The organism is Streptomyces sp. NPDC048269 (assembly GCF_040652395.1).
GTDB lineage: Bacteria > Actinomycetota > Actinomycetes > Streptomycetales > Streptomycetaceae > Streptomyces.
Map to the genome: position 1 here is coordinate 228,735 of NZ_JBEZLW010000008.1, position 25,661 is coordinate 254,395.

Annotated in this window: 20 protein-coding genes; 13 read left to right on the plus strand and 7 right to left on the minus strand. The window is 71.0% G+C overall.

What is annotated here, in order from left to right:
- Positions 1 to 79: 79 nt before the first annotated feature.
- The 3 genes from AB0D48_RS12505 to eccE all read right to left on the minus strand — a co-directional run bounded on the left by AB0D48_RS12505 (position 80) and on the right by eccE (position 4,687).
- Positions 80 to 2,605, minus strand: coding sequence for an SCO5717 family growth-regulating ATPase (locus AB0D48_RS12505; RefSeq protein WP_362394295.1), 2,526 nt, complete (start codon positions 2,603 to 2,605; stop codon positions 80 to 82).
- Between the two features lie 112 nt (positions 2,606 to 2,717).
- Positions 2,718 to 3,416 (minus strand): hypothetical protein, encoded by a 699-nt coding sequence (locus tag AB0D48_RS12510; RefSeq protein ID WP_362394298.1) that lies wholly within the window; start codon positions 3,414 to 3,416, stop codon positions 2,718 to 2,720.
- Positions 3,413 to 4,687, minus strand: coding sequence for a type VII secretion protein EccE (gene eccE / locus AB0D48_RS12515; RefSeq protein WP_362394301.1), 1,275 nt, complete (start codon positions 4,685 to 4,687; stop codon positions 3,413 to 3,415). The genes AB0D48_RS12510 and eccE overlap by 4 nt, the downstream gene beginning before the upstream one ends.
- 276 nt (positions 4,688 to 4,963) lie before the next feature.
- On the opposite strand from eccE, the gene eccB reads away from it, so the two are divergent.
- The 4 genes from eccB (at position 4,964) to AB0D48_RS12535 (ending at position 8,741) form a co-directional block, all read left to right on the plus strand.
- A complete protein-coding gene (eccB, locus tag AB0D48_RS12520) occupies positions 4,964 to 6,547 on the plus strand; it encodes a type VII secretion protein EccB (RefSeq protein WP_362394304.1) in 1,584 nt (527 codons plus the stop codon).
- A gap of 11 nt (positions 6,548 to 6,558) precedes the next feature.
- On the plus strand, positions 6,559 to 7,827 hold the full coding sequence (mycP, locus tag AB0D48_RS12525; protein ID WP_362394307.1) for a type VII secretion-associated serine protease mycosin: 1,269 nt from the start codon (positions 6,559 to 6,561) through the stop codon (positions 7,825 to 7,827).
- 212 nt (positions 7,828 to 8,039) lie between these two features.
- Positions 8,040 to 8,384 (plus strand): hypothetical protein, encoded by a 345-nt coding sequence (locus AB0D48_RS12530; RefSeq protein WP_362394309.1) that lies wholly within the window; start codon positions 8,040 to 8,042, stop codon positions 8,382 to 8,384.
- 48 nt (positions 8,385 to 8,432) lie between these two features.
- Entirely contained in the window at positions 8,433 to 8,741 is a 309-nt protein-coding gene (locus tag AB0D48_RS12535) for a WXG100 family type VII secretion target (RefSeq protein WP_362394312.1), read from the plus strand.
- Positions 8,742 to 8,867: 126 nt separating this feature from the next.
- Here the strand turns inward: AB0D48_RS12535 and AB0D48_RS12540 are convergent, their stop codons facing one another.
- Positions 8,868 to 9,128: a DUF397 domain-containing protein gene (locus tag AB0D48_RS12540; RefSeq protein WP_362394315.1), complete on the minus strand. Its 261-nt coding sequence runs from the start codon at positions 9,126 to 9,128 to the stop codon at positions 8,868 to 8,870.
- Positions 9,129 to 9,204: 76 nt separating this feature from the next.
- On the minus strand, positions 9,205 to 13,158 hold the full coding sequence (eccCa, locus tag AB0D48_RS12545) for a type VII secretion protein EccCa (RefSeq protein WP_362394317.1): 3,954 nt from the start codon (positions 13,156 to 13,158) through the stop codon (positions 9,205 to 9,207).
- 196 nt (positions 13,159 to 13,354) lie between these two features.
- Between eccCa and eccD the strand changes: the two genes are divergently transcribed.
- From eccD to AB0D48_RS12575, 6 genes are all read left to right on the plus strand, one after another.
- Positions 13,355 to 14,872 carry a type VII secretion integral membrane protein EccD gene (gene eccD, locus AB0D48_RS12550; protein ID WP_362394320.1) on the plus strand — a complete coding sequence of 506 codons (1,518 nt, stop codon included), beginning with the start codon at positions 13,355 to 13,357 and terminating at the stop codon, positions 14,870 to 14,872.
- 181 nt (positions 14,873 to 15,053) lie between these two features.
- A complete protein-coding gene (rpsO, locus tag AB0D48_RS12555; RefSeq protein ID WP_031143997.1) occupies positions 15,054 to 15,341 on the plus strand; it encodes a 30S ribosomal protein S15 in 288 nt (95 codons plus the stop codon).
- A 316-nt stretch (positions 15,342 to 15,657) separates the two neighbouring features.
- Positions 15,658 to 17,880: a polyribonucleotide nucleotidyltransferase gene (locus AB0D48_RS12560; protein WP_362394369.1), complete on the plus strand. Its 2,223-nt coding sequence runs from the start codon at positions 15,658 to 15,660 to the stop codon at positions 17,878 to 17,880.
- Positions 17,877 to 19,256: a pitrilysin family protein gene (locus tag AB0D48_RS12565; RefSeq protein WP_362394323.1), complete on the plus strand. Its 1,380-nt coding sequence runs from the start codon at positions 17,877 to 17,879 to the stop codon at positions 19,254 to 19,256. The genes AB0D48_RS12560 and AB0D48_RS12565 overlap by 4 nt, the downstream gene beginning before the upstream one ends.
- A gap of 43 nt (positions 19,257 to 19,299) precedes the next feature.
- Entirely contained in the window at positions 19,300 to 20,052 is a 753-nt protein-coding gene (gene dapB, locus AB0D48_RS12570; RefSeq protein ID WP_362394325.1) for a 4-hydroxy-tetrahydrodipicolinate reductase, read from the plus strand.
- 9 nt (positions 20,053 to 20,061) lie between these two features.
- Positions 20,062 to 20,514: a hypothetical protein gene (locus AB0D48_RS12575; RefSeq protein ID WP_362394327.1), complete on the plus strand. Its 453-nt coding sequence runs from the start codon at positions 20,062 to 20,064 to the stop codon at positions 20,512 to 20,514.
- Between the two features lie 35 nt (positions 20,515 to 20,549).
- Here AB0D48_RS12575 and AB0D48_RS12580 read toward each other — a convergent pair whose 3' ends face one another.
- Complete coding sequence (locus AB0D48_RS12580) at positions 20,550 to 21,110, minus strand: PH domain-containing protein (protein ID WP_362394330.1); 561 nt, start codon at positions 21,108 to 21,110, stop codon at positions 20,550 to 20,552.
- A gap of 48 nt (positions 21,111 to 21,158) precedes the next feature.
- Complete coding sequence (locus AB0D48_RS12585) at positions 21,159 to 21,398, minus strand: hypothetical protein (RefSeq protein ID WP_362394332.1); 240 nt, start codon at positions 21,396 to 21,398, stop codon at positions 21,159 to 21,161.
- Between the two features lie 166 nt (positions 21,399 to 21,564).
- Between AB0D48_RS12585 and thyX the strand changes: the two genes are divergently transcribed.
- The 3 genes from thyX (at position 21,565) to AB0D48_RS12600 (ending at position 25,205) form a co-directional block, all read left to right on the plus strand.
- Entirely contained in the window at positions 21,565 to 22,305 is a 741-nt protein-coding gene (gene thyX / locus AB0D48_RS12590; RefSeq protein WP_328927963.1) for an FAD-dependent thymidylate synthase, read from the plus strand.
- Positions 22,306 to 22,505: 200 nt separating this feature from the next.
- Positions 22,506 to 23,405, plus strand: a complete 900-nt coding sequence (dapA, locus tag AB0D48_RS12595) for a 4-hydroxy-tetrahydrodipicolinate synthase (RefSeq protein ID WP_362394336.1) — start codon at positions 22,506 to 22,508, stop codon at positions 23,403 to 23,405.
- Positions 23,406 to 23,519: 114 nt separating this feature from the next.
- Complete coding sequence (locus AB0D48_RS12600) at positions 23,520 to 25,205, plus strand: ribonuclease J (RefSeq protein WP_362394339.1); 1,686 nt, start codon at positions 23,520 to 23,522, stop codon at positions 25,203 to 25,205.
- Positions 25,206 to 25,661: the final 456 nt, after the last annotated feature.

Sequence of the window (25,661 nt, forward strand, 5' to 3'; positions counted from 1 at the left end):
CGGGCGAGGGCCCGTACCGCCCAGGATCTCGATCGATCCCGGGGTGGTACGGGCCCTTCCTGTTGTCCCTGCCGCAGGCTCAGCCCAGACGGGGGTCGCGCGGGGGCTGTTGCGGCTGCTGAGGCGGCTGCGGTGCCGGGGGCTGCTGCCAGGGCTGGCCCGGCTGCGGGTAGGGCTGGCCGGGCTGCGGGTAGGGCGGCTGCGGCTGCTGGTACGGGGGCTGGCCCTGGGGCTGGCCGTACGGCTGCTGCTGCGGCGGCTGGGGCTGAGGCTGCTGGTGGTACGGCTGGGGCTGCTGGGGCTGCTGCTGCGGTGCTCCCCAGTGGCCCTGCGGGGCCTGCTGCTGGGCCCGCAGGAAGTCCTCGGCCACCAGGGCGGAGAGGTTGAAGTACGCCTCGCGGGTCTTGGGCCGCATCATGTCGAGATCGACTTCGGCACCGGCCGCGAGGTGCTCGTCGAACGGCACCACGACGACACCGCGGCAGCGGGTCTCGAAGTGCTGCACGATGTCCTCGATCTTGATCATCTTGGCCGTCTCGCGGACTCCCGAGATGACCGTGAGCGAGCGGGAGACGAGATCGGCGTACCCGTGCGCCGAGAGCCAGTCGAGGGTGGTGCTGGCGCTGCTGGCGCCGTCCACGGACGGGGTCGAGATGATGATCAGCTGATCGGCCAGGTCCAGGACGCCGCGCATGGCGGAGTAGAGGAGGCCGGTGCCCGAGTCGGTGAGGATGATCGGGTATTGGCGGCCCAGCGTCTCTATGACGCGGCGGTAGTCCTCGTCGTTGAAGGTCGTGGAGACGGCCGGATCCACGTCGTTGGCGATGATCTCCAGACCGGAGGGCGCCTGGGAGGTGAACCGACGGATGTCCATGTACGAGTGCAGGTACGGGATCGCCTGGACCAGGTCCCGGATGGTGGCGCCGGTCTCGCGGCGCACGCGGCGCCCGAGGGTACCGGCGTCGGGGTTCGCGTCGATGGCCAGGATCTTGTCCTTGCGCTCGGTGGCGAGGGTGGCGCCGAGCGCGGTGGTGGTCGTGGTCTTGCCGACGCCGCCCTTGAGGCTGATGACGGCGATGCGGTAGCAGGACATGACCGGGGTGCGGATCAGTTCCAGCTTGCGCTGGCGCTCCGCTTCGGCCGCCTTGCCGCCGAAGCGGAAGCGGCCGCCGGCGTTGTTGTTGTTGCTGGTCTTGGGCTTCTGCTTGTTGCGCAGCAGACGGTCCGAGGACAGCTCGACGGCGGCCGTGTAGCCGAGCGGCGCACCGCCGGAGGTCTGGCCGGCCGAGTAGCGGGGGTCGTGCGGCTGGGGCTGCGGGGGCTGGGGCTGGTGCGGTTGCTGGCCGTTGGGCCACTGGGCGCCGGTGCGGGGGTCGTGGTGCGGGGGCTGCGGCGCCGCCTGCGGCTGCGGTGCGGGGGCCGGAGGCGGGAACGAGTACCCGTCCTGGTCCGCCCGGTCCGCGAACGTGGGCGGCAGCGGCGGCAGTTCACCACCGGATCCCCCGAACGGGTGCCCCGCGGCGGCGATGGACGCGTCCTCAGGACCGACCGGCGCGGCCGCGGCCTGCCCGGCGGTGGGCAGCAGGGGCGTGCCCTCGGCGGGGGTGTCGTGCGGACCGGCTCCGCCGTCCAACGGCGCAGGCGTCCCGGCGGACGCCGGGGCCGAGTCAGCCAGTGCCGGGGGAGCGAACGGCGCGGACGCCGAAGCCTCGACCGGAGCCGGCGGCCCGAAGGGCGCGGGTGCCTCGATGGGCGCCGGAGGCTGGTACGAGGGTGCCGCGTCCACCGGCTCGGGGGCCGAGGCCTCGACCGGAGAGGGGTCGGTGAACGGCGCGGGCGCGGGGACCTCGACCGGAGCCGGAGGCCGGTACGAGGGTGCCGCGTCCACCGGCTCGGGGGCCGAAGCCTCGACCGGAGCCGGAACGGTGAACGACGCGGGCACGGGTGCCTGTGCCCCGGCGGGCGCGGGCGCCGACGCTTCGGCCGGAGCCGGAGCCGTGAATGGCGCGGGTGCCGGGCTCTCGGCCGGAGCCGGTGCAGCGAACGGGGAGGGGGCAGGAGTCTCGAACGGAGCCGAGGTCGCGAACGGCGCGGGCGCAGGGCTCTCGAACGGAGCCGGAGCCGGTGCCGTGAAAGGCGCGGGCGCCGGACTGTCGGCGGGAGTCGAGGCCGCGAACGGGGCCGGTGCCGGATTCTCGGCCGGAGCCGGAGCCGGAGCCGGAGCCGGAGCCGGAGCCGGAGCCGGAGCCGGAGCCGGGGTCGCGAACGGCGACGGGGCCGGCGTCTCGGCCGGGGCCGGCGTCTCGGCCGGGGCCGGAGCCGCGAACGGCTGGGGCAGGCCCGCGCCGTCGGACGCCGGGCGCGGGCTCGGCGGAGCGATCCGCATCGTCGGGGGCGAGGCCACGTCCGACGGACGGTGGGGCTCGAAGCCGCTGCCCTCGGGCAGCCCCGGCACCTGCGCGGACGGTGCCGCGCCCTGGGTGTACCAGGCCGGCGGGGTGTAGTCGATGGTGAACTCGCCCGTCAGTTCGGGCTCCGCGTCGGACTGATCGTCCGTCGGGACGTCCCACGTCCCGCCGCGCCTCTCGTTCCGATCGCCGCTCACTGGTCCTCCTGGTCTGTCGAACACTGGTCCGGCGCCCACTTCGACGCCGCGCCCACGCTCAGCCTAATCGCGGCCCGGCACCGGTGTCCGCCCCCGTCGGTCCCGCCGACGCTCAGTCGATCCGCCGCGCCGGCCCCAACAGGCCCGTCTCCGCGTCCGTCCCCTGGGTCATCACGAACTGCCGGTCACGCGGCGTACACCACAACGTCACCCCGTCGCCCAGCGTCGGCAGGGACTCCACCGCAGCCCGCGGCAGGCTCATCAGGCGGCCGATCTGCTCCGCCTCGTCCGGCGACACCCGCTGCGCACCCACCAGCGACGACTGCTGGAGCAGCCGCGGCGCCGTGGGGCTCAGATACGGCAGCAGCGTCAGCACCGACTGCCAGGGCCCGGCCACCACGCGCCCGCGCGGCGGCCGCATCCCGCAGTCGCGGATCACCAGCACCGGGCTGCCCGCCGACGCGCCCTGCGGGGGCACCCGGCCCACCTCGTGCAGGGTCACGCACTGCTGCCCGCCGCCCGCGGCCTGCGCCAGCCCGGACCACACGTGCCCGCGCCCCGTCTCCACCGCCACCCGCGCGCCCGTCGCCGCCGCGCGCAGCGCCAGCACCTGCGCCGTCCACAGACCGCCGATCAGCGTCACCTCGTACGGCGTCGGCCGGTTGATGCCGAGCACCGCCGACCGCCCCTCGGCGTCCACGCCGATGACGACCCCGTCGTCCCCGACGGGCAGCGCCAGCACGTCCAGATCCGCGGCGGGCACCACGTGCCGCTCCCGCCGCGGCCCGACCAGCCCGAAACCGCCCCTCATCGCGCCCCTCCCAGCGGCAGCGAAGCCAGCAGCCCCGGTACCTGTTCACGGTCGAGCCGGACCAGCCCGGTCTTCACGCCCCGCGCCGTCCGCTCCAACTCCCGTCGCGCCGCGACCAGTTCTTCGTCACTGCGCCCGGTCACCCGGACGTGCCCGGTCAGCGTCACGCCCTGGCGCTCCGCCGGGGCGATCGTCAGGCTGAAGTTCGTCGCCAGGGCGGGCAGCGAGGTCAGCAGTGCCACGAACTGCGGCAGCGCCGCGGCCCCCGCACCGCCCAGCTGCGGCCAGCGGCCTATCCAGTACGTGGTGTGCCGGCGGTCGTCGCAGCGCCAGGTCCGCGGGGTCTCTTCCGTCCGCCGCCCCGTGCTGGCCGACCGCCCGGCCTGGGTGATCGCCATCGGGTTCGCGCACGAGGACGTGGCCAGGGCCGCCGTCAGTTCCTGCTCGGTCAGTACGGTGGCCTTGAACCCGGCGCCGGTCAGTCGGCTCGCCAACTGGTCCGCAGCCCGCACCACGCACCGCTGGGCGCCCGGCAGTCCGCCGCCGCGCGCGGTGACCGCCTCGGGGCACAGCTCCGGGTCGAGCTTGAGCGCGATCCAGGTGAGGCGCACCGCCGGGGTACCGGTGCGGGCCTGCAGCGGCGCGTAGTTGCGCGTGGCCATCGACTGCGCGGGCAGGTGCGGGGCCGGCGCGGGCTGGGTGTGCTGCACCAGCTGCGCGGACTCCAGCCGGATGCCGTCGACTTCGAGGATGTCCCGTACGAGCCCCAGCGGCAGCGGCCGCGCGCCCCGGTCGGGCCGCAGCGCCGTGGCGTCCGTGTCGACCTGGACGACCGCGGTGAGGAAGGTGCCGTCGCCGATCATTCCGACCGGCCGGCGTTCACGGTCGCTGAACGTGAGGGTGCGCAGCGCCGGGTCGGCTTCGACGAGCGGGGCCAGGCCGGGCTCGGTGCCCGCGGGCACGGCGAGGGACGCTGCCCGGCGCCGCCGCGCGCGCAGCGCGAGCGCACCGCCGATCCACTCGGGCAGGGAGCGCTGGTGCCTGCGTACGACCGCGAGCACCACGAGGACGAGCGCGAGAACCCCGGCGGGAACCAGCAGCAGCGGTTCGACCACCCAGGCCACCAACAGGACGGCCGCGGCCACTTGGAGCAGCACGAGCTGTTGCAATCGGAACGGGCCGAAGCGGCCGGGGCTCGACTTCGGATGCGGCGTCACCCCGCCGCGTGCGGGTGCGGCCGCGCCAGTCTGCGGCTGCGTCGCGGTGGCCATCACTCGCGCACCTCCCCTTTCCAGGGCCAGACTCCATGAGTCCCGGCGCTGCGCGACAGCTGCCGCATGGCCCCGGAATCTCCTCAATCCACCCCAACAAGCCCTGATGCCCTGATGACCCCTGAATACCGCGGTCCGGAAGGCGCTGAGCGGCAGCCTCACCCTACCCGGCCCCTGAGCACCCTCCGTCAAGAGGCATAGTAGGTGCCCGGTCCGACAATCGAGGCCCGGGGACCGTAGTCACCGACCGGGCCGTGCGGGGAGAAGCAGGCGGTCATGGCATCACGACGTGATGAGCTCAACGCGTACACCTTTGCGAAGCGGCGCACGGTGGCCGCGTTCCTCCAGCCGTCCGCGACGGGGACCGAGGAGGGCGCGCCGCGCCCGCTGCGCGCGGTCGCGCCCGGACTGATCCTCGCCGCGGTCGTGCTCGCCGGCTTCGGCGCCTGGGGCATGTTCAAGCCGACGGCTCCCAAGGGCTGGGCGGACCCCGGAACCCAGGTCATCGTCGGCAAGGACTCGACCACCCGCTACGTGGTCCTGACGACGAAGGTGAACGGCAAGGACCAGACCCGGCTGCACCCCGTGCTGAACCTGGCCTCCGCCCGACTCCTCCTCGATCCCTCGAAGTTCAAGGTGATCCAGGTCGACGACAAGGTCCTCGACAAGGGCAACCCGCCGCGCGGGCCCATCATCGGCATCCCGTACGCCCCCGACCGGCTCCCCGCCAAGGCGGACGCGGCCAAGGCCAAGCGCTGGGCCGTCTGCCAGCAGCCGGGCGGCAACGGCCGCGGGGTGCAGACCGCCGCCTTCGTCCTCGCCGACCGCGAGACGCACCTGACGGACGATCAGCGCCGGCTGACCGACACCCAGTCGCTGTACGTGCAGAGCACCGGCCCGGGCAAGGAGCGCTACCTCGTCGACGCGGCGGGCACGAAGTACAAGTTCCCGGAGGGCACTCCGGCCGCGGGCACGATGACCAACGCCCTGGTCGGTACCGGGGCCACCCCGCGGCAGGTCACCGAGCAGTGGCTGGGCACCCTCAACTCCGGCGACGACCTGTCCTTCCCGCAGCTGCCCGCCAAGGCCGGCACGAACGCCGACGTCAAGGGCCTGATCACCGCCGACAACAAGGTCGGCATGGTGCTCATGGCGCAGACGGGCTCCGGCACGCAGCACTACGTGGTCCTGCCGGGGAAGGTCGCGCCGGTCTCCGACTTCGTCGCCTGGCTGCTGATCTCGGCGCCCGCGACGGACGGCCTCAACATGCACGGCAAGGCCCGCGAGATCGACCTCCAGTCCCTCAGCCCGGACGCCACCCCGTTCGCCGGCGACCTCAGGTGGCCGCAGAAGAAGACCGAGCGGATCAACCAGAGCGCACCGCCCGCCGGGACCCAGGCCGGCGGCCCGGGCGGCCGCGACACCGTCTGCAACGTGCTCCGCGCGGTCGACGGCCAGGGCAACCAGACCCTGAGCACCTGGGCCGGCACCGGCTTCCCCATCGACATCACCGCCAGCGGCACCAGCGCGTACGTCACCCCGGGCTCGGGGCTGCTCTACACCCAGGTCCAGGGCAAGCAGACCACGGCCGGCGGCTCCCTCTTCCTGGTCACCGACACCGGCCTGCGGTACGCCGTCCAGGCCAACGGTGACAGCGATGCGGAGCAGTCGAAGATCGGAGCCCCCGACCCGCAGGCGAAGGGCGGCGCCCCGGGCGGTGCCCCCGAGGCCAGCCAGGCGCAGATCCGGCTCGGCTACTCGGGCGTCACTCCGGCCATGGTGCCCATCGCGTGGTCGGAGTTCCTCTCCAAGGGCCCGCGCCTGGACACCAACTCGGCCCGCCAGCCGCAGGGTTCGTGAGGAAGCTGCCGATGACCCAGCCCCCGCAGCGGCGGCGCGCGGCCCGCGCCGCCGCCTTCACCCTCGCCGCGGCCGCCGCAGTTGCCGCGCCCACCGCCCTTGCGTCCTCCGCCGATGCCGCCGCCGCGCCCCAGCCCTCGTACGCCCTGAACCTCGACGGCGCGGGCGAGTGCACCTTCCCCATGAAGAAGCAGATCGCGGACCGTCCCTGGGCCCTCCAGCGGCTCCTCCTCGACGAGCTCTGGGCGCACACCAAGGGCAAGGACAAGAACGGCAACAGCATCCGCGTCGCGGTCATCGACACCGGCGTGGACCGGGTGAACCCGCAGCTCAGCGGGGCCATCGACACCGGCGCCGGCAAGGACTTCGTCGACCCCAAGGGCGGGGACGGCACCAACGACACCGTCGGCCACGGCACCAAGGTCGCCGGGCTGATCGCCGCCCGCCCCCAGGAGGGCACCGGCTTCGTCGGCCTGGCCCCGGACGCCACGATCATCCCCATCCGGCAGAACGACGGCCAGGGCAAGGGCAACGCACTGTCCCTGAGTCAGGCGATCGACCACGCGGTGGCCAAGGGCGCCCAGGTGATCAACATCTCCCAGGACACCGACGTGCCGTTGTCCCCGGACTCCGACCTCGGCAAGTCGGTCCAGAAGGCCATCGAAGCCAAGGTCGTGGTGGTGGCCTCGGCGGGCAACGACGGCATGAGCGGCGAGAAGCGCAAGACCTACCCCGCGGCTTTCCCCGGCGTGCTCGCGGTGGCCTCCTCGGACCGCAACAACGAGCGGGCCGCGTTCTCCCAGCCCGGCGACTTCATCGGGGTGGCGGCGCCCGGCGTCGACATGGTCTCCACGGTCCCCGGCTTCGGCCAGTGCATCGACAACGGCACCAGCTTCTCCGCCCCGTACGTCGCCGGGGTGGCCGCCCTGCTGCGCGCCAAGCACGGGGACTGGACCGTCGAGCAGATCGTCTGGCAGATCCAGAACACCGCGGAACGCTCGGTCAAGGGCCGTGACGACTACGTCGGTTGGGGCATCGTCGACCCGGTGCGCGCGCTCAGTCAGGACCGCGAGGCCCCCAAGGCCCCCGTCCCGGATCCCGGCCCGCCCCCTGCGGCCGCCCCGCAGGCGGCCGAGCTCCGGCTCACCGAGACGGCACAGGAGCGGCAGGAGCGCTACGGCACGTACGCTCTGGGCATCGGCGCCGTCCTGATCGCCGTCATCGCGGGGACCGCGACCGTCGTACGGGACGCACGCAACCGCCGACGCCGTTTGCAGTGAACAGTCACAGTTCATCACGGAAGCAACCCACCGGTGTTGGGCCCGGCGGTTGAACTGGCTAGAGTGACAGCAGGCTTCACGAGTGTGATCGGGGGATCGCGTGAAGCGGAGGGGGACGCCCGGGGCGCGTGGCTCACAGCCGCGCCAGGCATGTCCGCTCCGCCACGCAATCCGCCGGTTCTGCCGGCGAATTGAGAAGTGAGGAGCTTCGGATGAGCACGAACACCTTCGGACTTGCAGACGATCCGGTCGTCCAGGCGAAGACCAAGATCGAGGAGACGGCCAATGCCGTCACCAGGCAGGCCCGCGAGCTGGCCGACATCCTGGCCACCGTGAGCGCCGGCTGGACCGGTGTGGGTGCCTCGGGGTTCATGTCCGCGCAGAGCGTGGTCAACGACGACCACGACGAGATCCGCAGGCTGCTCGGCGTCCTGCACAACGCCGTGGCGCAGACCAAGAACCTGAGCAACGCCCAGGACGACGACGTGCGCGCCGCGTTCAAGGCCGTGCAGAGCGCGGGCGGCGGCTCCAACGGTTCCGGCCTCAACGGCATCTGACAGCAGCCGTTTCCCTTTCCAGTTTGCCGCAGCGAGAAGGAGAAGAACATGGCGGGCAACGACGGGCACACCCGGGTCCGGTATGAGACCGTTCAGCAGATGGCGGACCGTATCCGGGTCGTCTCCAAGAACATCATCACGGACCTGAACGAGATGGAACAGGCCCTGAAGGTCGTCACCGACACCTGGGACGGTGAGGCGCACGGCCAGTACGTCCAGCTCCAGGCGAAGTACAAGGGCAAGGCCGACCACATGCAGAAGCAGCTGGAGCAGGTCGCCCAGCTCATCGAGCGCGGCAAGGGTGACTACCGCGCCACGGACGTGAAGGCCTCGCGCCTGTTCACCGAGGCCTACTGAGCCCGGTCCCCACCTCAGTCCGTACGCGCCGAAGGGGCGCGCCCGCACCGGGCGCGCCCCTTCGGCGTCTGGTCTGTCAGGCGCCCGACACCTCAGGCGTCCGGCCCCTCAGAAGTCCCCCGCACCTCAGGCGTCCGGCCCCTCAGGGCGGTGCCGGTCCAGGTCGAACTCGCCGTCCCGGGCCCCGAGTACGAAGGCCTCCCACTCGGCAGCCGTGTACCGCAGCACGGTGTCCCGGTCCAGGGAGGACCGCATGGCCACCGCACCCTCGGGCAGCCGGGCGATCTCGACCCGCTCCTCGTCGGGGCTGGTTCCGGGCGGGCCCTCCCACTCCACGCCGCTGATGTCGAGCGCGTACAGCTCGTCCTTCTCCTGCTGGGTGCCCATGTGCGGCCTTTCCCCTCGGTGGCGCAGTCTTCACCGCCGATTATCGGTGCTGCGCCGCCGAGGGGAACCGGTTTCCTCACATCCCCGGCATCCGCCCCAGCTGCACCAGCGAGGTGCCCCGCCTGCGCGAGGCGAAGTAGGCCCGGCCCGGCGGCATCGGACGCGGCCGCACGTTGCCGACGAGGTCCCCTTCGGACGGGTCGCCCGACAGGACGACGCCCTGCGCGCCCAGCTCCTTGATCCGCTGCATGAACGGCTCGTACAGCGAACGCGAGGCGCCCGCCGAGTTGCGCGCGATGATGAACCGCACGCCCGTGTCCCGTGCGAAGGGCAGGAACTCCACCAGCGGAGCCAGCGGATTGCCCTGGCTGGTGGCCACCAGGTCGAAGTCGTCGATGATGATGAACACGTCCGGGCCCGTCCACCAGCTGCGGTCGCGCAGCTGCTGCGGAGTGACGTCGGTCGGCGGCTGCCGGCGCGAGAACACCCCGCCCAGCGCCTCCATGTGCATCTGCAGCGAGCTCGCCATCGGCGCGTACTCCAGCAGGTGCGCCTCCGGCAGCGCCCCGAGCAGGCTCCGCCGGTAGTCGCCCACCACGAGGCGCGCCTGGTCCGGGGTGTAGCGCTGGGCGATCTGCTGGGCGATGAGCCGCAGCAGGTTCGTCTTGCCCGACTCGCTCTCGCCGAAGACCAGGAGGAACGGGTCGGACTCGAAATCGACGAACACCGGCTCCAGGTCGGTCTCGTCGATGCCGATCGCGATCCCGCGGCCCGGGAACTCCCCGCCCTTGGGCAGCTGGTCGGCGTGGAGCAGCCGCGGCAGCAGCCGTACCCCGGGCGCCGCCTGCCCCTGCCAGTTCTGCTTCACGGCGTCCACGAACGCGGCCGTGGCCTCCGACAGGTCACCCGCGTCGTGCGAGCCGTCGATCCGCGGGAGCGCGCCCAGGAAGTGCAGCTTCTCCGGCACCTGGCCTCGGCCCGGCATCCCGGTGGGAACGTTCGCCGCGACCTTCCGGTCGAACTCGGAGTCCATGGTGTCGCCGAGCCGCAGCTCCAGCCGGCTGAGCATCTGGTCCTTGAGCGCCGCCCGGACCTCCATGTAACGCGCCGCGGTGATCACCACGTGGATGCCGTAGCCCAGACCGCGGGCCGCGATGTCCGTGACGATCTGCTCCAGGCCCTCGTACTCGCCGCGGAAGCCGCCCCAGCCGTCGATCAGCAGGAACACGTCGCCCCACGGCTCGCCGGGCAGCTCGCCCGCCGCCCGCCGGCGCCGGTAGGTGCCGATCGAGTCGATGTTGTTCGCCCGGAAGAACTCCTCGCGGCGGTTGAGGATGCCCCCCACCTCCGCGACGGTGCGCCGTACCCGCTCCGGGTCCAGCCGCGAGGCGATCCCGCCCACGTGTGGCAGCTCGGCGACCGCCGACAGGCTGCCACCGCCGAAGTCCAGCCCGTAGAACTGCACCTCGCGCGGGGTGTGCGTGAGCGCGAAGGACGAGATCAGCGTCCGCATCAGCGTGGACTTGCCCGACTGCGGGCCGCCGACCACCATCATGTGGCCCGCCGCCCCCGAGAAGTCCCGGTACAGCACCTCGCGCCGCTGCTCGAACGGCTTGTCGATGAGGCCGAGCGGTACGACGAGCCCGCCGGGCCGCGTGTACCCGTCCGCGTGCAGCCCGCGCTCCGCGCTCGGCGCCAGCGCCGGCAGCAACTGGTCCAGCGGCGGAGCCTGGTCGAGCGGCGGCAGCCACACCTGGTGCGCCGGCACCCCCTGCCCCTCCAGCCGGCTCACGATCACGTCCAGCACCGTGTCGGCGAGCGCGTCGTCCCCCCGCGAGGACTGCGCCGCCAGGTACGCCGGGTCCGGAGCCGCGTACACCACCGGCACCGGAGCCGCCGTGAACAGCGCGGGCCGCCGCTCCACCGGGAACAGCCCCACCGACAGGTCCGGCCCGCCCGAGCGGTAGGTGCCCGAGACGTACGCCGCCTTGAAGCGGGTCATCTCGTCCGTACCGAACTTCAGGTAGCCCGAACCGGGCACCGACGGCAGGTGGTAGGCGTCCGGCACCCCGATCGCCGTGCGCGACTCCGCCGCCGAGAAGGTCCGCAGACCGATCCGGTACGAGAGGTACGTGTCCAGTCCGCGCAGCTTGCCCTCCTCCAGCCGCTGCGAGGCCAGCAGCAGGTGCACACCCAGCGAGCGGCCGATGCGGCCGATCTGGATGAACATGTCGATGAAGTCGGGCTTGGCCGTGAGCAGTTCGGAGAACTCGTCGATGACGAGCACCAGCGAGGCCAGCGGCTCCAGCGGAGCGCCGGCCGCACGGGCCTTCTCGTAGTCGTGGATGTTCGCGTAGTTGCCCGCCGAGCGCAGCAGCTCCTGCCGGCGCTGCAGCTCACCGCGGATCGAGTCGCCCATGCGGTCCACGAGCGTGAGGTCGTCCGCCAGGTTGGTGATGACGGCTGCCACGTGCGGCATCTGCCCCATGCCCGTGAAGGTCGCACCGCCCTTGAAGTCGGCGAGCACGAAGTTCAGGGTCTCCGAGGTGTGCGTGACCGCCAGACCCAGCACCAGCGTGCGCAGCAGCTCCGACTTGCCGGAACCGGTCGCGCCCACGCACAGGCCGTGCGGACCCATGCCCTCCTGCGCGGCCTCCTTCAGGTCCAGCATCACCGGGGCGCCGTCCTCGCCGACACCGATCGGCACGCGCAGCCGCTCACCGGCCGATCGCGGCCGCCAGGTCCGCGCCACGTCCACCGCCGCCGCGTCGCCCAGGTTCAGCAGGTCCGTGAAGTCCAGGTTAGCCAGCAGCGGCTCGTCGTCGTCCCCGCCACCCGTGCGCAGCGGGGCCAGCTGGCGGGCCAGCGCCTCCGCCGCGGGCAGCGACAGCGTGTCCGGGGTGCCCTCGTACGCGACCCCCGCGCCCGACTCCAGGCGCAGCCGACCCGGACGCACCACGACCGACAGCCCGCCGCGCGGCTCGTCCAGCTCGCCCGCGACCACCTCGACGATGGTGACGCCCTGCAGCCCCTCGGCCGCCGCGAACACCGAGTCCGGCGGCACCATCCCGCCGTCTAGCACGACCACCAGGTGCGGCTGGTCCAGGACCGGGGACACCTCGCGGCTGAACCGCGGCCGTCCCTCCAGCCGGGGCGCCAGCAGCCCCTCCAGCTCACCGAGGTCGTCGCCGAACAGCCGCTTCGTACCGGCACCGTCCACCTGGCCCGGCACCTGCGTGTGCGGCAGCCACTTCGTCCAGTCCCACGAGGGCACCGCACCCGGCGCGGCCACCACGGCCACCGTCAGGTCCTCGGGGGAGTGCAGCGTCGCCAGCTGCGACACCAGCGCCCGCGCCGTACCGCGCGCCGACTCCGGCTCACCGGAGACGGTCACGTGGTAGAAGGCCCGGATCGAGACCGCCATCGGCAGCCCGTCCAGTGAGGAGTGCACCTTCAGGAAGCGCTGCATCGCGCCCGCCGTCAGCGGCTCCAGCTCGTCCACCGGGGCCGTGTCCGGCGCCACCAGCGGGGTCTGCAGACGCTGCGAGCCCAGCCCCAGCCGGGCCTGCCCGAAGTCCGGGTCGCCGACCCGCCGTTCCCACAGCCGCGAACCCTCGGCCACCACCGACCACAACTGCTCCGGGGCCGGGTGCAGGTACAGCTGCGCGTCGCGCTGCGCCCGTGCGGTACGGCGGACTTGACGACGCGTCTGTGCGAGGTATTTGAGGTAGTCCCGGCGCACATCGGCCATTTGCCCCTGCGTACCCCGCCGTTGCCGCACCACCTGCGCGACGACCATCGCCACCGTCGACACCAGCATCAGCACACCCATGATGCGCATGAACGGCGCCGCACCCGGCATGAAGAAGAACACGGCGGAAGAGCCCATGCCGAGCATCGGCAGGAGTTGCATCAGCATGCCCTCCTGCTGCCCCCGCGGAAGCTCCGGAGGCGCCTCCAGCCTCACCTCGTCCGAAGGCACTTCGGGCGGCAGGGACCGCGGCGGGCGTTTGACGACGATCTGGCTCACCGGAGCATCAATCCCTCGAAAACGGACGGGACGTCGTAACCGGCGCCCCCAAGTCCCGGGCGTGAAGGGGGTCTCCTCCACGCGTCGGTGATCCTACTTGCCGACTGTCCGGCACAAGCCCGGTAGGGTGGCGCGCGCAGTATGCGCATCCGCGAATCGTCCGCCGCCGCGGGCATCAACAAGGGGGGTCACACAGGTGAGTACGGCCGCAACGACGGGCTTCTGCAGGGTCACCGTCGTGGCTCCGGACAGCCGGATCGACGTCGCCCTCCCCGAGGACATCGCCGTCGCCGACGTCTATCCCGAGCTGCTGCGCCTCACCGGCCAGACCCAGCCCGTCGGCGCCCCCACCGGCTTCCACCTCGTGCGCCGCTCCGGCACCGTCCTCGACGGCGCCCGCACACTGGCCGCCCAGCAGGTCCTCGACGGCGAGGTGCTCAGCCTGCGCCCCTTCGCCGAGTCCCTGCCGCCCGCCGTATTCGACGACGTCTCCGACGCCGTCGCCTCCGCCGTCGTCCGCGACCGGCACCGCTGGAGCGACGACATGCTGCGCGGCGCGGGTCTGGCCGGCGCCGCACTGCTCCTCGTCATGCTGGGCTTCGTCCTCTGGTACGCCGACCCGCTGCGCCACGACATGCACGGCCTGCCCGGCATCATCGCGGGCGCCGTCGGCGTCCTGCTCACCGCCGTCGCCGGCGTGCGCGCCCGGGTCTACCGCGATCGCGGCTCCGCCGTCGCACTCGGCCTCGGCGCCCTCCCGCACCTGCTGATCGCCGGCTCCGGGATCATCGCCCCCGGCGCCGGCCAGGGCCCCGGCCGCCTCCAGTTCCTGCTCGGCTGCGTCTGCGTCCTCGTCGCCTCCGTCGCCCTGGTCGCGCTCACCCCCAGCGGCGACGCCCCCTTCGTCGCGGCCACCTTCGTCGCCGCCACCGGCACCCTGGCCACGTTCACGGCCATCGCCACCGAAGCCTCCGCGACCGCCACCGCGGCCGTCTGCGCGCCCGTCGCGATCGGTCTCGTCGCCTTCCTGCCCGGCCTCTCCGCCCGCTTCGCCCGCCTGCCCATCGGCTACGCCGCCCCGCAGAGCGCCACGGACGAGTACACCGAGCACACAGCGAACCCGGACCGCTACGAGACCGAGCCGTACGGTGACCAGTCCGGCACCGAGCAGCACGACCAGGCCGCCACGCTCGACGCCGAGCAGATCGCCGCCCAGGCCCGGCGCGGTCACGAGATGCTGCTCGGCCTGGTCGGCGGCTGCGCCGCCGTCGCCGTCGGCGCCGCCGCCGTCCTCGGCTTCTCCGACAACACCTGGGGCCGCCTGCTGGCCCTCACCACCGGCCTCGCCATGCTGCTGCGCGCCCGCCTCTTCCGCTACACCTCCCAGGTGGTGTGCGCCCTGGCCGCCGGCCTGATCGCCGTCGCGCTGCTGATCCTGGGCCTGGCCCTGCACCCGCCGGCCGACCTGCTCGAAGCCCTCGTCGTCAAGCACGACCACAGCGGCCTGGACCTCCGTACGATCTGGCTGACCGCTGCCGTGGCCGCCGGCGCGGCACTCCTCGCCGGAATTGCGCTTGTCATTCCCCGTAAGGGCCTGTCACCCTTCTGGGGAAGGCTGCTCGACCTCACCGAGGCGGCGGTCCTGCTGAGCCTGGTCCCGCTGACCCTGGCCGTGCTGGACGTCTACTCCCGGGCCCGCGCTCTCACCAGCTGAGACGCCGCGTCCCGGCAGCCTGGTACGCTGTGTGACGGCCGTTTGTGTACGCGTCCCCCGGATCCTTCAACAGGGTCTGTGGACTGCGCTCAGCGGACCCCGCCTCCCGAGTTACGGAAGCTCCCCAGAGACTCAGACCTGGGGCACTCGGTGGCTACGAAGACCCAAACGAGGAGTACGCGTGCCGCTCGACGCCGCTACGAAGAAGCAGATCATCAGCGAGTTCGGTGCCAAGGAGGGCGACACCGGCTCTCCCGAGGTCCAGGTCGCGATGCTCTCCCGCCGCATCTCGGACCTGACCGAGCACCTCAAGACGCACAAGCACGACCACCACTCCCGTCGTGGTCTGCTGATCCTGGTCGGCCAGCGTCGCCGCCTGCTGCAGTACCTGGCCAAGAAGGACATCCAGCGCTTCCGTACGCTGGTCGAGCGCCTCGGCATCCGCCGCGGTGCGGCCGGCGCCAAGTAACACGCCGTGAAGGGAGCGGTTCCCACATCCGGGGGCCGCTCCCTTTGCTGTACGTGCGGACCGGACCGGACCCTTTGTAGTCTGGAAACGACGCACGTGCGCGTCTGACAGAGACGCGCGAAGACGTGCACAACTGAAGAGGAGGAGCGCCCTCCCTACGCCGCCGGTCCTCGGTAGTGGCACCCGGAATGCCCCCACGGGGCAACGGACCGGGTGCTTCGATCGAAGACCGGCCCCCAGGCCAGGAGCGCTTCTCCGCAACCGTCCACCGCCACACGGGCGGCGGACGGAGACGACGAAAATGGAGAAAACGCTAGTGGAGAACGAGACCCACTACGCCGAGGCCGTCATTGACAACGGTTCCTTCGGCACCCGCACCATCCGCTTCGAGACGGGCCGTCTGGCCCGCCAGGCCGCCGGCTCCGCCGTTGCCTACCTGGACGACGACACGATGGTGCTTTCCGCCACCACCGCGTCGAAGAAGCCCAAGGACCAGCTCGACTTCTTCCCCCTGACGGTGGACGTCGAGGAGCGGCAGTACGCGGCCGGCAAGATCCCCGGCTCCTTCTTCCGCCGCGAGGGCCGCCCGTCCGAGGACGCGATCCTCACCTGCCGCCTGATCGACCGCCCGCTGCGCCCGTCCTTCAAGAAGGGCCTGCGCAACGAGATCCAGGTCGTCGCCACGATCATGGCGCTCAACCCGGACCACCTGTACGACGTCATCGCGATCAACGCCGCGTCCGCGTCCACCCAGCTGGCCGGCCTGCCCTTCTCCGGCCCGATCGGCGGCGTCCGCGTCGCGCTGATCCGCGGCCAGTGGGTGGCCTTCCCGACGCACACCGAGCTCGAGGACGCCGTCTTCGACATGGTCGTCGCGGGCCGCGTCCTGGAGGACGGCGACGTCGCGATCATGATGGTCGAGGCCGAGGCCACCGAGAAGACCATCGCCCTCGTCAAGGGCGGCGCCGAGGCGCCGACCGAGGAGATCGTCGCCGCGGGCCTCGACGCTGCGAAGCCGTTCATCAAGGTCCTCTGCAAGGCCCAGGCCGACCTGGCCGCCAAGGCCGCCAAGCCCGAGGGCGAGTTCCCGGTCTTCCTGGACTACCAGGACGACGTGTACGAGGCCCTCGCGGCCGCCGTCAAGGGTGACCTCTCCCAGGCGCTGACCATCGCGGGCAAGCAGGACCGCGAGGCCGAGCTGGACCGCGTCAAGGAGATCGCTGCCGAGAAGCTCCTCCCGGCCTTCGAGGGCCGCGAGAAGGAGATCTCCGCCGCCTACCGCAGCCTGACCAAGGCCCTGGTGCGCGAGCGCGTCATCAAGGACAAGGTCCGCATCGACGGCCGCGGGATCACGGACATCCGTACCCTCGCCGCCGAGGTCGAGGCCATTCCGCGCGTGCACGGCTCGGCGCTGTTCGAGCGTGGCGAGACCCAGATCCTGGGCGTCACCACCCTCAACATGCTCCGCATGGAGCAGCAGCTGGACACCCTCTCCCCGGTGACCCGCAAGCGCTACATGCACAACTACAACTTCCCGCCGTACTCCGTCGGCGAGACCGGCCGCGTCGGTTCGCCGAAGCGCCGCGAGATCGGCCACGGCGCGCTCGCCGAGCGCGCGATCGTGCCGGTCCTCCCGACCCGCGAGGAGTTCCCCTACGCGATCCGTCAGGTGTCCGAGGCCCTCGGCTCCAACGGTTCGACGTCCATGGGCTCGGTCTGCGCCTCCACCATGTCGCTGCTGAACGCCGGTGTGCCCCTCAAGGCCCCCGTCGCCGGCATCGCCATGGGTCTGATCTCCCAGGAGATCGACGGCAAGACGCACTACGTCGCCCTCACCGACATCCTCGGTGCGGAGGACGCCTTCGGCGACATGGACTTCAAGGTCGCCGGCACCAAGGAGTTCGTCACCGCCCTCCAGCTGGACACCAAGCTGGACGGCATCCCGGCCTCCGTCCTGGCCGCGGCCCTCAAGCAGGCCCGCGACGCCCGCCTCCACATCCTTGACGTGATGATGGAAGCGATCGACACGCCGGACGCCATGTCCCCGTTCGCCCCCCGGATCATCACCGTCAAGATCCCGGTGGACAAGATCGGTGAGGTCATCGGGCCCAAGGGCAAGATGATCAACCAGATCCAGGAGGACACCGGCGCCGAGATCACGATCGAGGACGACGGCACCATCTACATCGGTGCCTCCGACGGCCCGGCCGCCGAGGCCGCCCGCGCCACGATCAACTCGATCGCCAACCCGACCATGCCGGAGGTCGGCGAGCGCTACCTGGGTACGGTCGTCAAGACCACCACCTTCGGTGCCTTCGTCTCCCTCATGCCCGGCAAGGACGGCCTGCTGCACATCTCGCAGATCCGCAAGCTCGCCGGTGGCAAGCGCGTGGAGAACGTCGAGGACGTGCTCGCGGTCGGTACCAAGGTCCAGGTCGAGATCGCCGAGATCGACCAGCGCGGCAAGCTCTCGCTGGTCCCCGTGATCGACGGCGAGACCGCCGGTGACGACGCTGACAAGGACGACTCCGACAAGTGATGTCGCGTAGTTCCCGTGTGACGGCCCGCCCCTCTTCGGAGGGGCGGGCCGTCGCCCGTACCCAAACCCTCCTCAAGGGGCAGAACGGCATCGGCACCGTCCGGCGCACGGTCCTCCCCGGCGGACTGCGCATCGTCTCCGAGACGCTGCCCTCCGTCCGCTCCGCCACCTTCGGCATCTGGGCGCACGTCGGCTCCCGTGACGAGACGCCCACGCTGAACGGCGCCACGCACTACCTGGAGCACCTCCTCTTCAAGGGCACGCACAAGCGCAGCGCCCTCGACATCTCCTCCGCGATCGACGCGGTCGGCGGCGAGATGAACGCCTTCACGGCGAAGGAGTACACCTGCTACTACGCCCGGGTGCTCGACACCGACCTGCCGCTGGCCATCGACGTGGTCTGCGACATGCTCACCGGCTCGCTGATCCGCGAGGAGGACGTCGACGCCGAGCGCGGCGTCATCCTCGAAGAGATCGCGATGACCGAGGACGACCCGGGCGACATGGTCCACGACCTGTTCGCGCAGACCATGTACGGCGACACCCCGCTGGGCCGTCCCGTCCTCGGCACCGTCGACACGATCAACGCACTGGGCGCCGACCGGATCCGCCGCTTCTACAAGAAGCACTACGACCCGACCCACCTCGTCGTCGCGGCCGCCGGCAACGTCGACCACAACAAGGTCGTACGCCAGGTCCGCGCCGCCTTCGAAAAGGCCGGCGCGCTGACCCGCACCGACGCCGTGCCGATCGGCCCGCGCTCCGGCAGCAAGCGCGTGCGCACCTCCGGCCGCGTCGACCTCGTCAACCGCAAGACCGAGCAGGCCCACGTGGTCCTCGGCATGCCCGGCCTCGCCCGCACCGACGAGCGCCGCTGGGCCCTGGGCGTGCTGAACACCGCCCTCGGCGGCGGCATGTCCTCCCGCCTCTTCCAGGAGGTCCGGGAGAAGCGCGGCCTCGCCTACAGCGTGTACTCGTACACCTCGGGCTTCGCCGACACCGGTCTCTTCGGCGTGTACGCGGGCTGCCGCCCCAACCAGGTCCACGACGTGCTCCGGATCTGCCGCGACGAACTCGACAAGGTCGCCTCCGACGGGCTGAGCGACGACGAGATCAAGCGGGCCATCGGCCAGCTCTCCGGCTCCACCGTCCTCGGTCTGGAAGACACCGGCGCGATCATGAACCGCATCGGCAAGAGCGAGCTGTGCTGGGGCGACCAGATGTCGGTCGACGACATGCTGGCCCGGATCGCCTCCGTGACCCCGGACGACGTCCGCTCGGTCGCGCAGGATGTACTGGCCCAGCAGCCCTCGCTCGCGGTGGTCGGCCCGCTGAAGGAGAAGCAGGCGGCCCGCCTCGACGAGGCCGTCGCCTAGTGTCCCGTACGCACGTAACTCCGTGATCATTTAAGGACGGAAAATGAGCAAGCTGCGCGTGGCAGTCCTCGGCGCCCAGGGCCGCATCGGGTCCGAGGCGGTCAAGGCGGTCGAGGCCGCCGACGACATGGAGCTGGTGGCGGCCCTCGGCCGCGGCGACAAGCTGGAGACACTGGCCGAGGCTGGCGCCCAGGTCGCGGTCGAGCTGACCACCCCCGACTCGGTCATGGGAAACCTGGACTTCCTCGTCCGTCACGGCATCCACGGAGTGGTCGGCACCACCGGCTGGACCGAGGACCGCCTCGCCCAGCTGAACACCTGGCTCGCCGGCTCCCCGGAGACCGGTGTGCTCATCGCCCCGAACTTCTCCATCGGCGCCGTCCTGACCATGAAGTTCGCCGCCCAGGCCGCCCGCTACTTCGAGTCCGTCGAGGTCGTCGAGCTGCACCACCCCAACAAGGTCGACGCCCCGTCGGGCACCGCGACCCGTACGGCGCAGCTCATCGCGGCCGCCCGCGCCGAGGCCGGCTGCGCCCCGCAGCCCGACGCCACCGCGACCGCCCTCGACGGCGCGCGCGGCGCGGACGTCGACGGCGTCCCGGTGCACGCCGTCCGCCTGCGCGGCCTGCTGGCCCACCAGGAGGTGCTCCTCGGCGCCGAGGGCGAGACCCTGACCATCCGTCACGACTCCCTGCACCACAGCAGCTTCATGCCGGGCATCCTGCTCGGAGTGCGGCGCGTCGTGCAGACCCCGGGCCTCACCTTCGGCCTGGAACACTTCCTCGACCTGGGCTGATCGACCATCATGCGCGCGAAGATCACGTACTTCCTCACGGCCGCGGTCCTGGTCGTCTACTTCGTCCTGGCCGGCAGCCGGGGCCTGATGCTGATCCGGCACGGCACCTGGCTCACCGTCACCTTCGGTGTGGCCGTGCTGATCCTGCCGGTCATCGGGGTCTGGTTCCTCTGGAAGAACACCCGGTTCGTCACCAGGGCCAACCAGCTCGCGACCGAGCTGGAGGGCGAGGGCGGGCTGCCCGTCGACGAGCTGGAGCGGGACGAGTACGGCCGGATCCTGCGGGAGTCGGCCGACGAGGTCTTCGCGCGCCGCAAGGCCGAGACCGAGGACGCGCCGGGGGACTGGCGCAACTGGTTCCGGCTCGCCGTCGCCTACCACGACGCCCGTGACACCCCGCGGGCGCGCAAGGCCATGCAGCGGGCGATCGCCCTGCACGACAAGAAGCCCGTACAGGTCTGATACCTGTACGGGCTCCCCGTGGGCGCGGCGCCGGATCAGGCGGGCACGGGCCGGTACTCGTCCACCCAGGCCCCGACCGTGTCGGCGGCCCGGTCGAAGGCCTCGGCCCGCGACAGGAAATCGGCGTCGTGGTCGGTCAGCAGCACCGGCAGCTCGGCGCCGCCCCGCGCGACCACCGTCAGCGCCTGCCCCTGTACCGTCCGCGGCAGCCCGAGCCAGCGCACCGGCTGCTGCACCGTACGGAGCTCGGCGATCTCGCTCCACGCGATCGAGCGGGATCCGAAGAACCCGACCCGGCGCAGTCCCGTACGGCTCACCCAGACGCCGGCGCGCAGCAGTTGTACGGCCGACCCGACGACACCGAGCGCGGCGACCAGGCAGACCGACGCCCCGCCCCAGGCGCCCGCGAAGGCGACGATCATCGTGGCCAGCAGCATGAAGGCGGACAGCAGGAGGAGCAGCGCGGCGATGACCACCCGCCAGGGACCCGGCCGGTAGGGCCGCCGCCAGCGGTCGTGGTCGTCATGGGCGAGCGCCTCGTCGCCGTCGTCATCCGCCTCGGACACACCGTCGGCCGTCAGGAAGGGCAGGGGCACGGCTGGACCTCACTCACATGCACGTTCGGTTGGGCTGTGACCGTGAGGCTACCGCCCCTCGGAGGCCTCCGACTGCTGCGACTTCGCCGGCGCCTTGCTCGGCTGCAGCGCGGGCATCCCGAAGAGCAGCGAGCCGGCCAGCCCCGCCACCACGGTCAGCCCGACCAGACTACGGGCGGCGAGCTGAGTCCTGCTCAGACTCTCGCGCGGCGGCGGAGTGACGTTGCTGCGGAAACGGTCGGCCTCGGCGACGAAGGCGAACGGGACGGGTTCCCGTCGGCGGAACATGGGAGCCACTCTCCTCACGATCGGTGTGCGTTCTCTTACGTAGGACGTCCGAGAAGCCCAATCGGTGCCGGATTTGGGCACATTAACGAAAATCCATGGCGCCGCGGCCCGCGGGCGGCGACGTAGAGTGGGCGCGCCCCAGGACGCACGTTTGGAAGGACCCCCGGTGAGCGAGACCGCCGCTTCAGATCTGAAACCCAGCTTCCGCAGCGACGTGACGGTGGAGCTGGTGAAGCACTCCGCCGCCGACTCCGACGTGCTGTGGGCCGCCCGCGTCTCCACGGCGGGCGAGCAGTCCCTGGAGGAGCTGCAGAAGGACCCGGAGCGTTCCAAGGGCCTGATCAACTACCTCATGCGGGACCGCCACGGCAGCCCCTTCGAGCACAACTCGATGACCTTCTTCATCAGCGCCCCGATCTTCGTGTTCCGCGAGTTCATGCGCCACCGCGTCGGCTGGTCCTACAACGAGGAATCCGGCCGCTACAGGGAGCTGGAGCCGGTCTTCTACGTCCCGGACGCCGAGCGCAAGCTCGTCCAGGAGGGCCGCCCGGGCAAGTACGTCTTCGTCGAGGGCACCGAGGCGCAGCAGGAGCTGACCGGCCGCGTCATGGAGGACTCCTACGTGCAGGCCTACGAGGCCTACCGGGAGATGCTCGCGGCGGGCGTGGCCCGGGAGGTGGCCCGTTCGGTCCTGCCGGTCGGACTTTTCTCCTCGATGTACGCCACCTGCAACGCGCGCTCGCTCATGCACTTCCTGGGCCTTCGCACGCAGCACGAGCTCGCGGCCGTTCCGTCCTTCCCGCAGCGGGAGATCGAGATGGTCGGCGAGAAGATGGAGCAGCACTGGGCGAAGCTCATGCCGCTCACGTACGCGGCCTTCAACGGCAACGGCCGTGTTGCCCCGTAGGGTCGTTTACATGCAGGACGCACAGATATGCGGCATAAGTCCGAAGTGTCCGTATTGCGACGTTTCGTAAAGTTCATCTAGGCTGATCAAACGGACCCGGCACTGCTTGAACCCCCGAGCAGGCAGTGCCGGAGTCCAACAACCGTGTTGACGTCCCCCGAGGGGACACCGCGAGCATGGCAGCGAGTAGCGTGTTACCCATGGCTCCGATCTCGACTCCGCAGACCCCCTTCGGGCGGGTCCTCACCGCCATGATCACGCCGTTCACGGCGGATGGCTCTCTCGACCTCGACGGCGCGCAGCGGCTCGCCGTCCACCTGGTGGACGCAGGCAACGACGGCCTGATCATCAACGGCACCACCGGTGAGTCGCCGACCACCACCGACGCGGAGAAAAACGACCTCGTACGAGCCGTCCTCGAAGCCGTCGGAGACCGCGCCCACGTGGTCGCCGGCATCGGTACCAACGACACCCGCCACACCCTGGAGCTCGCCCGCCAGGCCGAGCGCACCGGCGCCCACGGCCTGCTCGCGGTGACGCCGTACTACAGCAAGCCGCCGCAGGAAGGCCTCTACCGGCACTTCACGGCGATCGCCGACGCGACCGGGCTGCCGGTCATGCTCTACGACATCCCCGGCCGCAGTGGTGTCCCGATCGACACCGAAACTCTGGTCCGGCTGGCCGAGCACCCCCGTATCGTTGCCAACAAGGACGCCAAGGGCGACCTCGGCCGGGCCAGCTGGGCCATCGCACAGAGCGGCCTGGCCTGGTACTCCGGCGACGACATGCTGAACCTGCCGCTCCTTTCCATCGGCGCGGTCGGCTTCGTCTCCGTGGTCGGCCACGTGGTCACCCCCGAGCTGCGCGCCATGCTGGAGGCCCACCTGGGCGGCGACGTCCAGAAGGCGGCCGAGATCCACCAGAAGCTGCTCCCCGTCTTCACCGGCATGTTCCGCACCCAGGGCGTGATGACGACCAAGGGCGCGCTGAACCTGCAGGGCCTGCCCGCGGGCCCGCTGCGGCTGCCGCTGATCGAACTGACCGCCGAAGAGACGGCGCAGCTCAAGCTCGATCTCGCCGCCGGCGGGGTACAGCTCTGACAACAGACTTCACAACTGAACAAGCACGACCGAAACAGATAACAGCAAGAGCACGAATGTCATACACGCCACGTGCCTTCCGAGGTACGTGGCGTGTGTGGTGAGGAGACACTTTTGAGCCATCCGCATCCTGAACTCGGTCCGCCGCCGAAGCTGCCCAAGGGCGGCCTTCGGGTCACCCCTCTGGGTGGCCTCGGCGAGATCGGCCGCAACATGACCGTCTTCGAGTTCGACGGCCGCCTGCTGATCGTCGACTGCGGCGTCCTCTTCCCCGAGGAGGAGCAGCCGGGCATCGATCTGATCCTGCCGGACTTCACGTCCATCAGGGACCGCCTCGACGACATCGACGGCATCGTCCTCACGCACGGCCACGAGGACCACATCGGCGCCGTCCCCTACCTCCTCCGGGAGAAGCCGGACATCCCGCTGATCGGCTCCAAGCTGACGCTGGCCCTCATCGAGGCGAAGCTCCAGGAGCACCGCATCCGCCCCTACACCCTTGAGGTGAAGGAAGGCGAGCGCGAGAACCTCGGCCCCTTCGACTGCGAGTTCATCGCCGTCAACCACTCCATCCCCGACGCCCTGGCCGTCGCGATCCGGACCCCCGCGGGCCTGGTCGTCGCCACCGGCGACTTCAAGATGGACCAGCTTCCGCTGGACAGGCGCCTCACCGACCTGCACGCTTTCGCGCGTCTGAGCGAAGAGGGCATCGACCTCCTCCTCTCCGACTCGACGAACGCCGAGGTCCCGGGCTTCGTCCCGCCCGAGCGCGAGATCTCCAACGTCCTGCGCACGGTCTTCGCGAACGCCCACAACCGGATCATCGTGGCCAGCTTCGCCAGCCACGTGCACCGGATCCAGCAGATCCTCGACGCCGCCCACGAGTACGGCCGCCGGGTCGCCTTCGTCGGCCGCTCGATGGTCCGCAACATGGGCATCGCCCGTGACCTGGGCTACCTGAAGGTCCCGCCGGGTCTCGTCGTGGACGTCAAGACCCTCGACGACCTGCCGGCCCACGAGGTCGTCCTCGTCTGTACGGGTTCCCAGGGCGAGCCGATGGCTGCCCTGTCCCGCATGGCCAACCGCGACCACCAGATCCGGATCGTCCCCGGGGACACCGTGATCCTGGCGTCGTCCCTGATCCCGGGCAACGAGAACGCGGTCTACCGCGTGATCAACGGCCTGACCCGCTGGGGCGCCAACGTCGTGCACAAGGGCAATGCCAAGGTGCACGTCTCCGGTCACGCCTCCGCGGGCGAGCTGCTGTACTTCTACAACATCTGCAAGCCGCGGAACCTGATGCCGGTCCACGGCGAATGGCGCCACCTGCGCGCCAACGCCGAGCTCGGCGCCCTGACGGGTGTCCCGAAGGACCGCATCGTCATTGCCGAGGACGGCGTGGTCGTCGACCTGATCGACGGCAAGGCCCGGATCTCCGGCAAGGTCCAGGCAGGCTACGTGTACGTGGACGGCCTGTCGGTCGGCGACGTGACCGAGGTCCACCTGAAGGACCGCCGGATCCTCGGCGACGAGGGCATCATCTCGGTCTACGTCGTGGTGGACAGCACCACGGGCAAGGTGGTCAGCGGCCCGAACATCCAGGCCCGCGGCTCCGGCATCGACGACTCGGCCTTCGGCCCGGTCGTCGCGAAGATCGAGGAGGCCATCGCCCGCGCCGCCGCCGACGGCGTGGCCGAGCCGCACCAGATCCAGCAGCTCATCCGCCGCACGATGGGCAAGTGGGTGTCGGACAGCTACCGCCGCCGCCCGATGATCCTCCCCGTCGTCGTCGAGGTCTGACCCTCGCCGTAGCGGCGTCACTTGAGCGGGGCAACCGGATTTGCATCCGGGGGCCCCGCTCCAGTACGTTTACGTCTCCACCCCGCACCACCCCCGGGCACACACGTGTGTCCGGATCAGTCATGCTGGGGAACCCCCGGGCGAAGTCCGGGGAGGGTGGGAATCAAGGCTCAGGGAGACCTGATAAAGTCTGATCCACCCGAAAGGGAAAGGCCCCCCGAAGGCCATCGAATTCCAATCCGAACCGGAAACGGCACGGAAGTGAATCTGATAGAGTCGGAATCGCCGGAAAGGGAAAGCGCGAAAGCGCAGGACCTGGAAAGCACCGAGGAAATCGGGCCCGAAAGAGTCTGATAGAGTCGGAAACGCAAGAACACAGAACGAAAGCCCGGAGGAAAGCCCGAGAGGGTGAGTACAAAGGAAGCGTCCGTTCCTTGAGAACTCAACAGCGTGCCA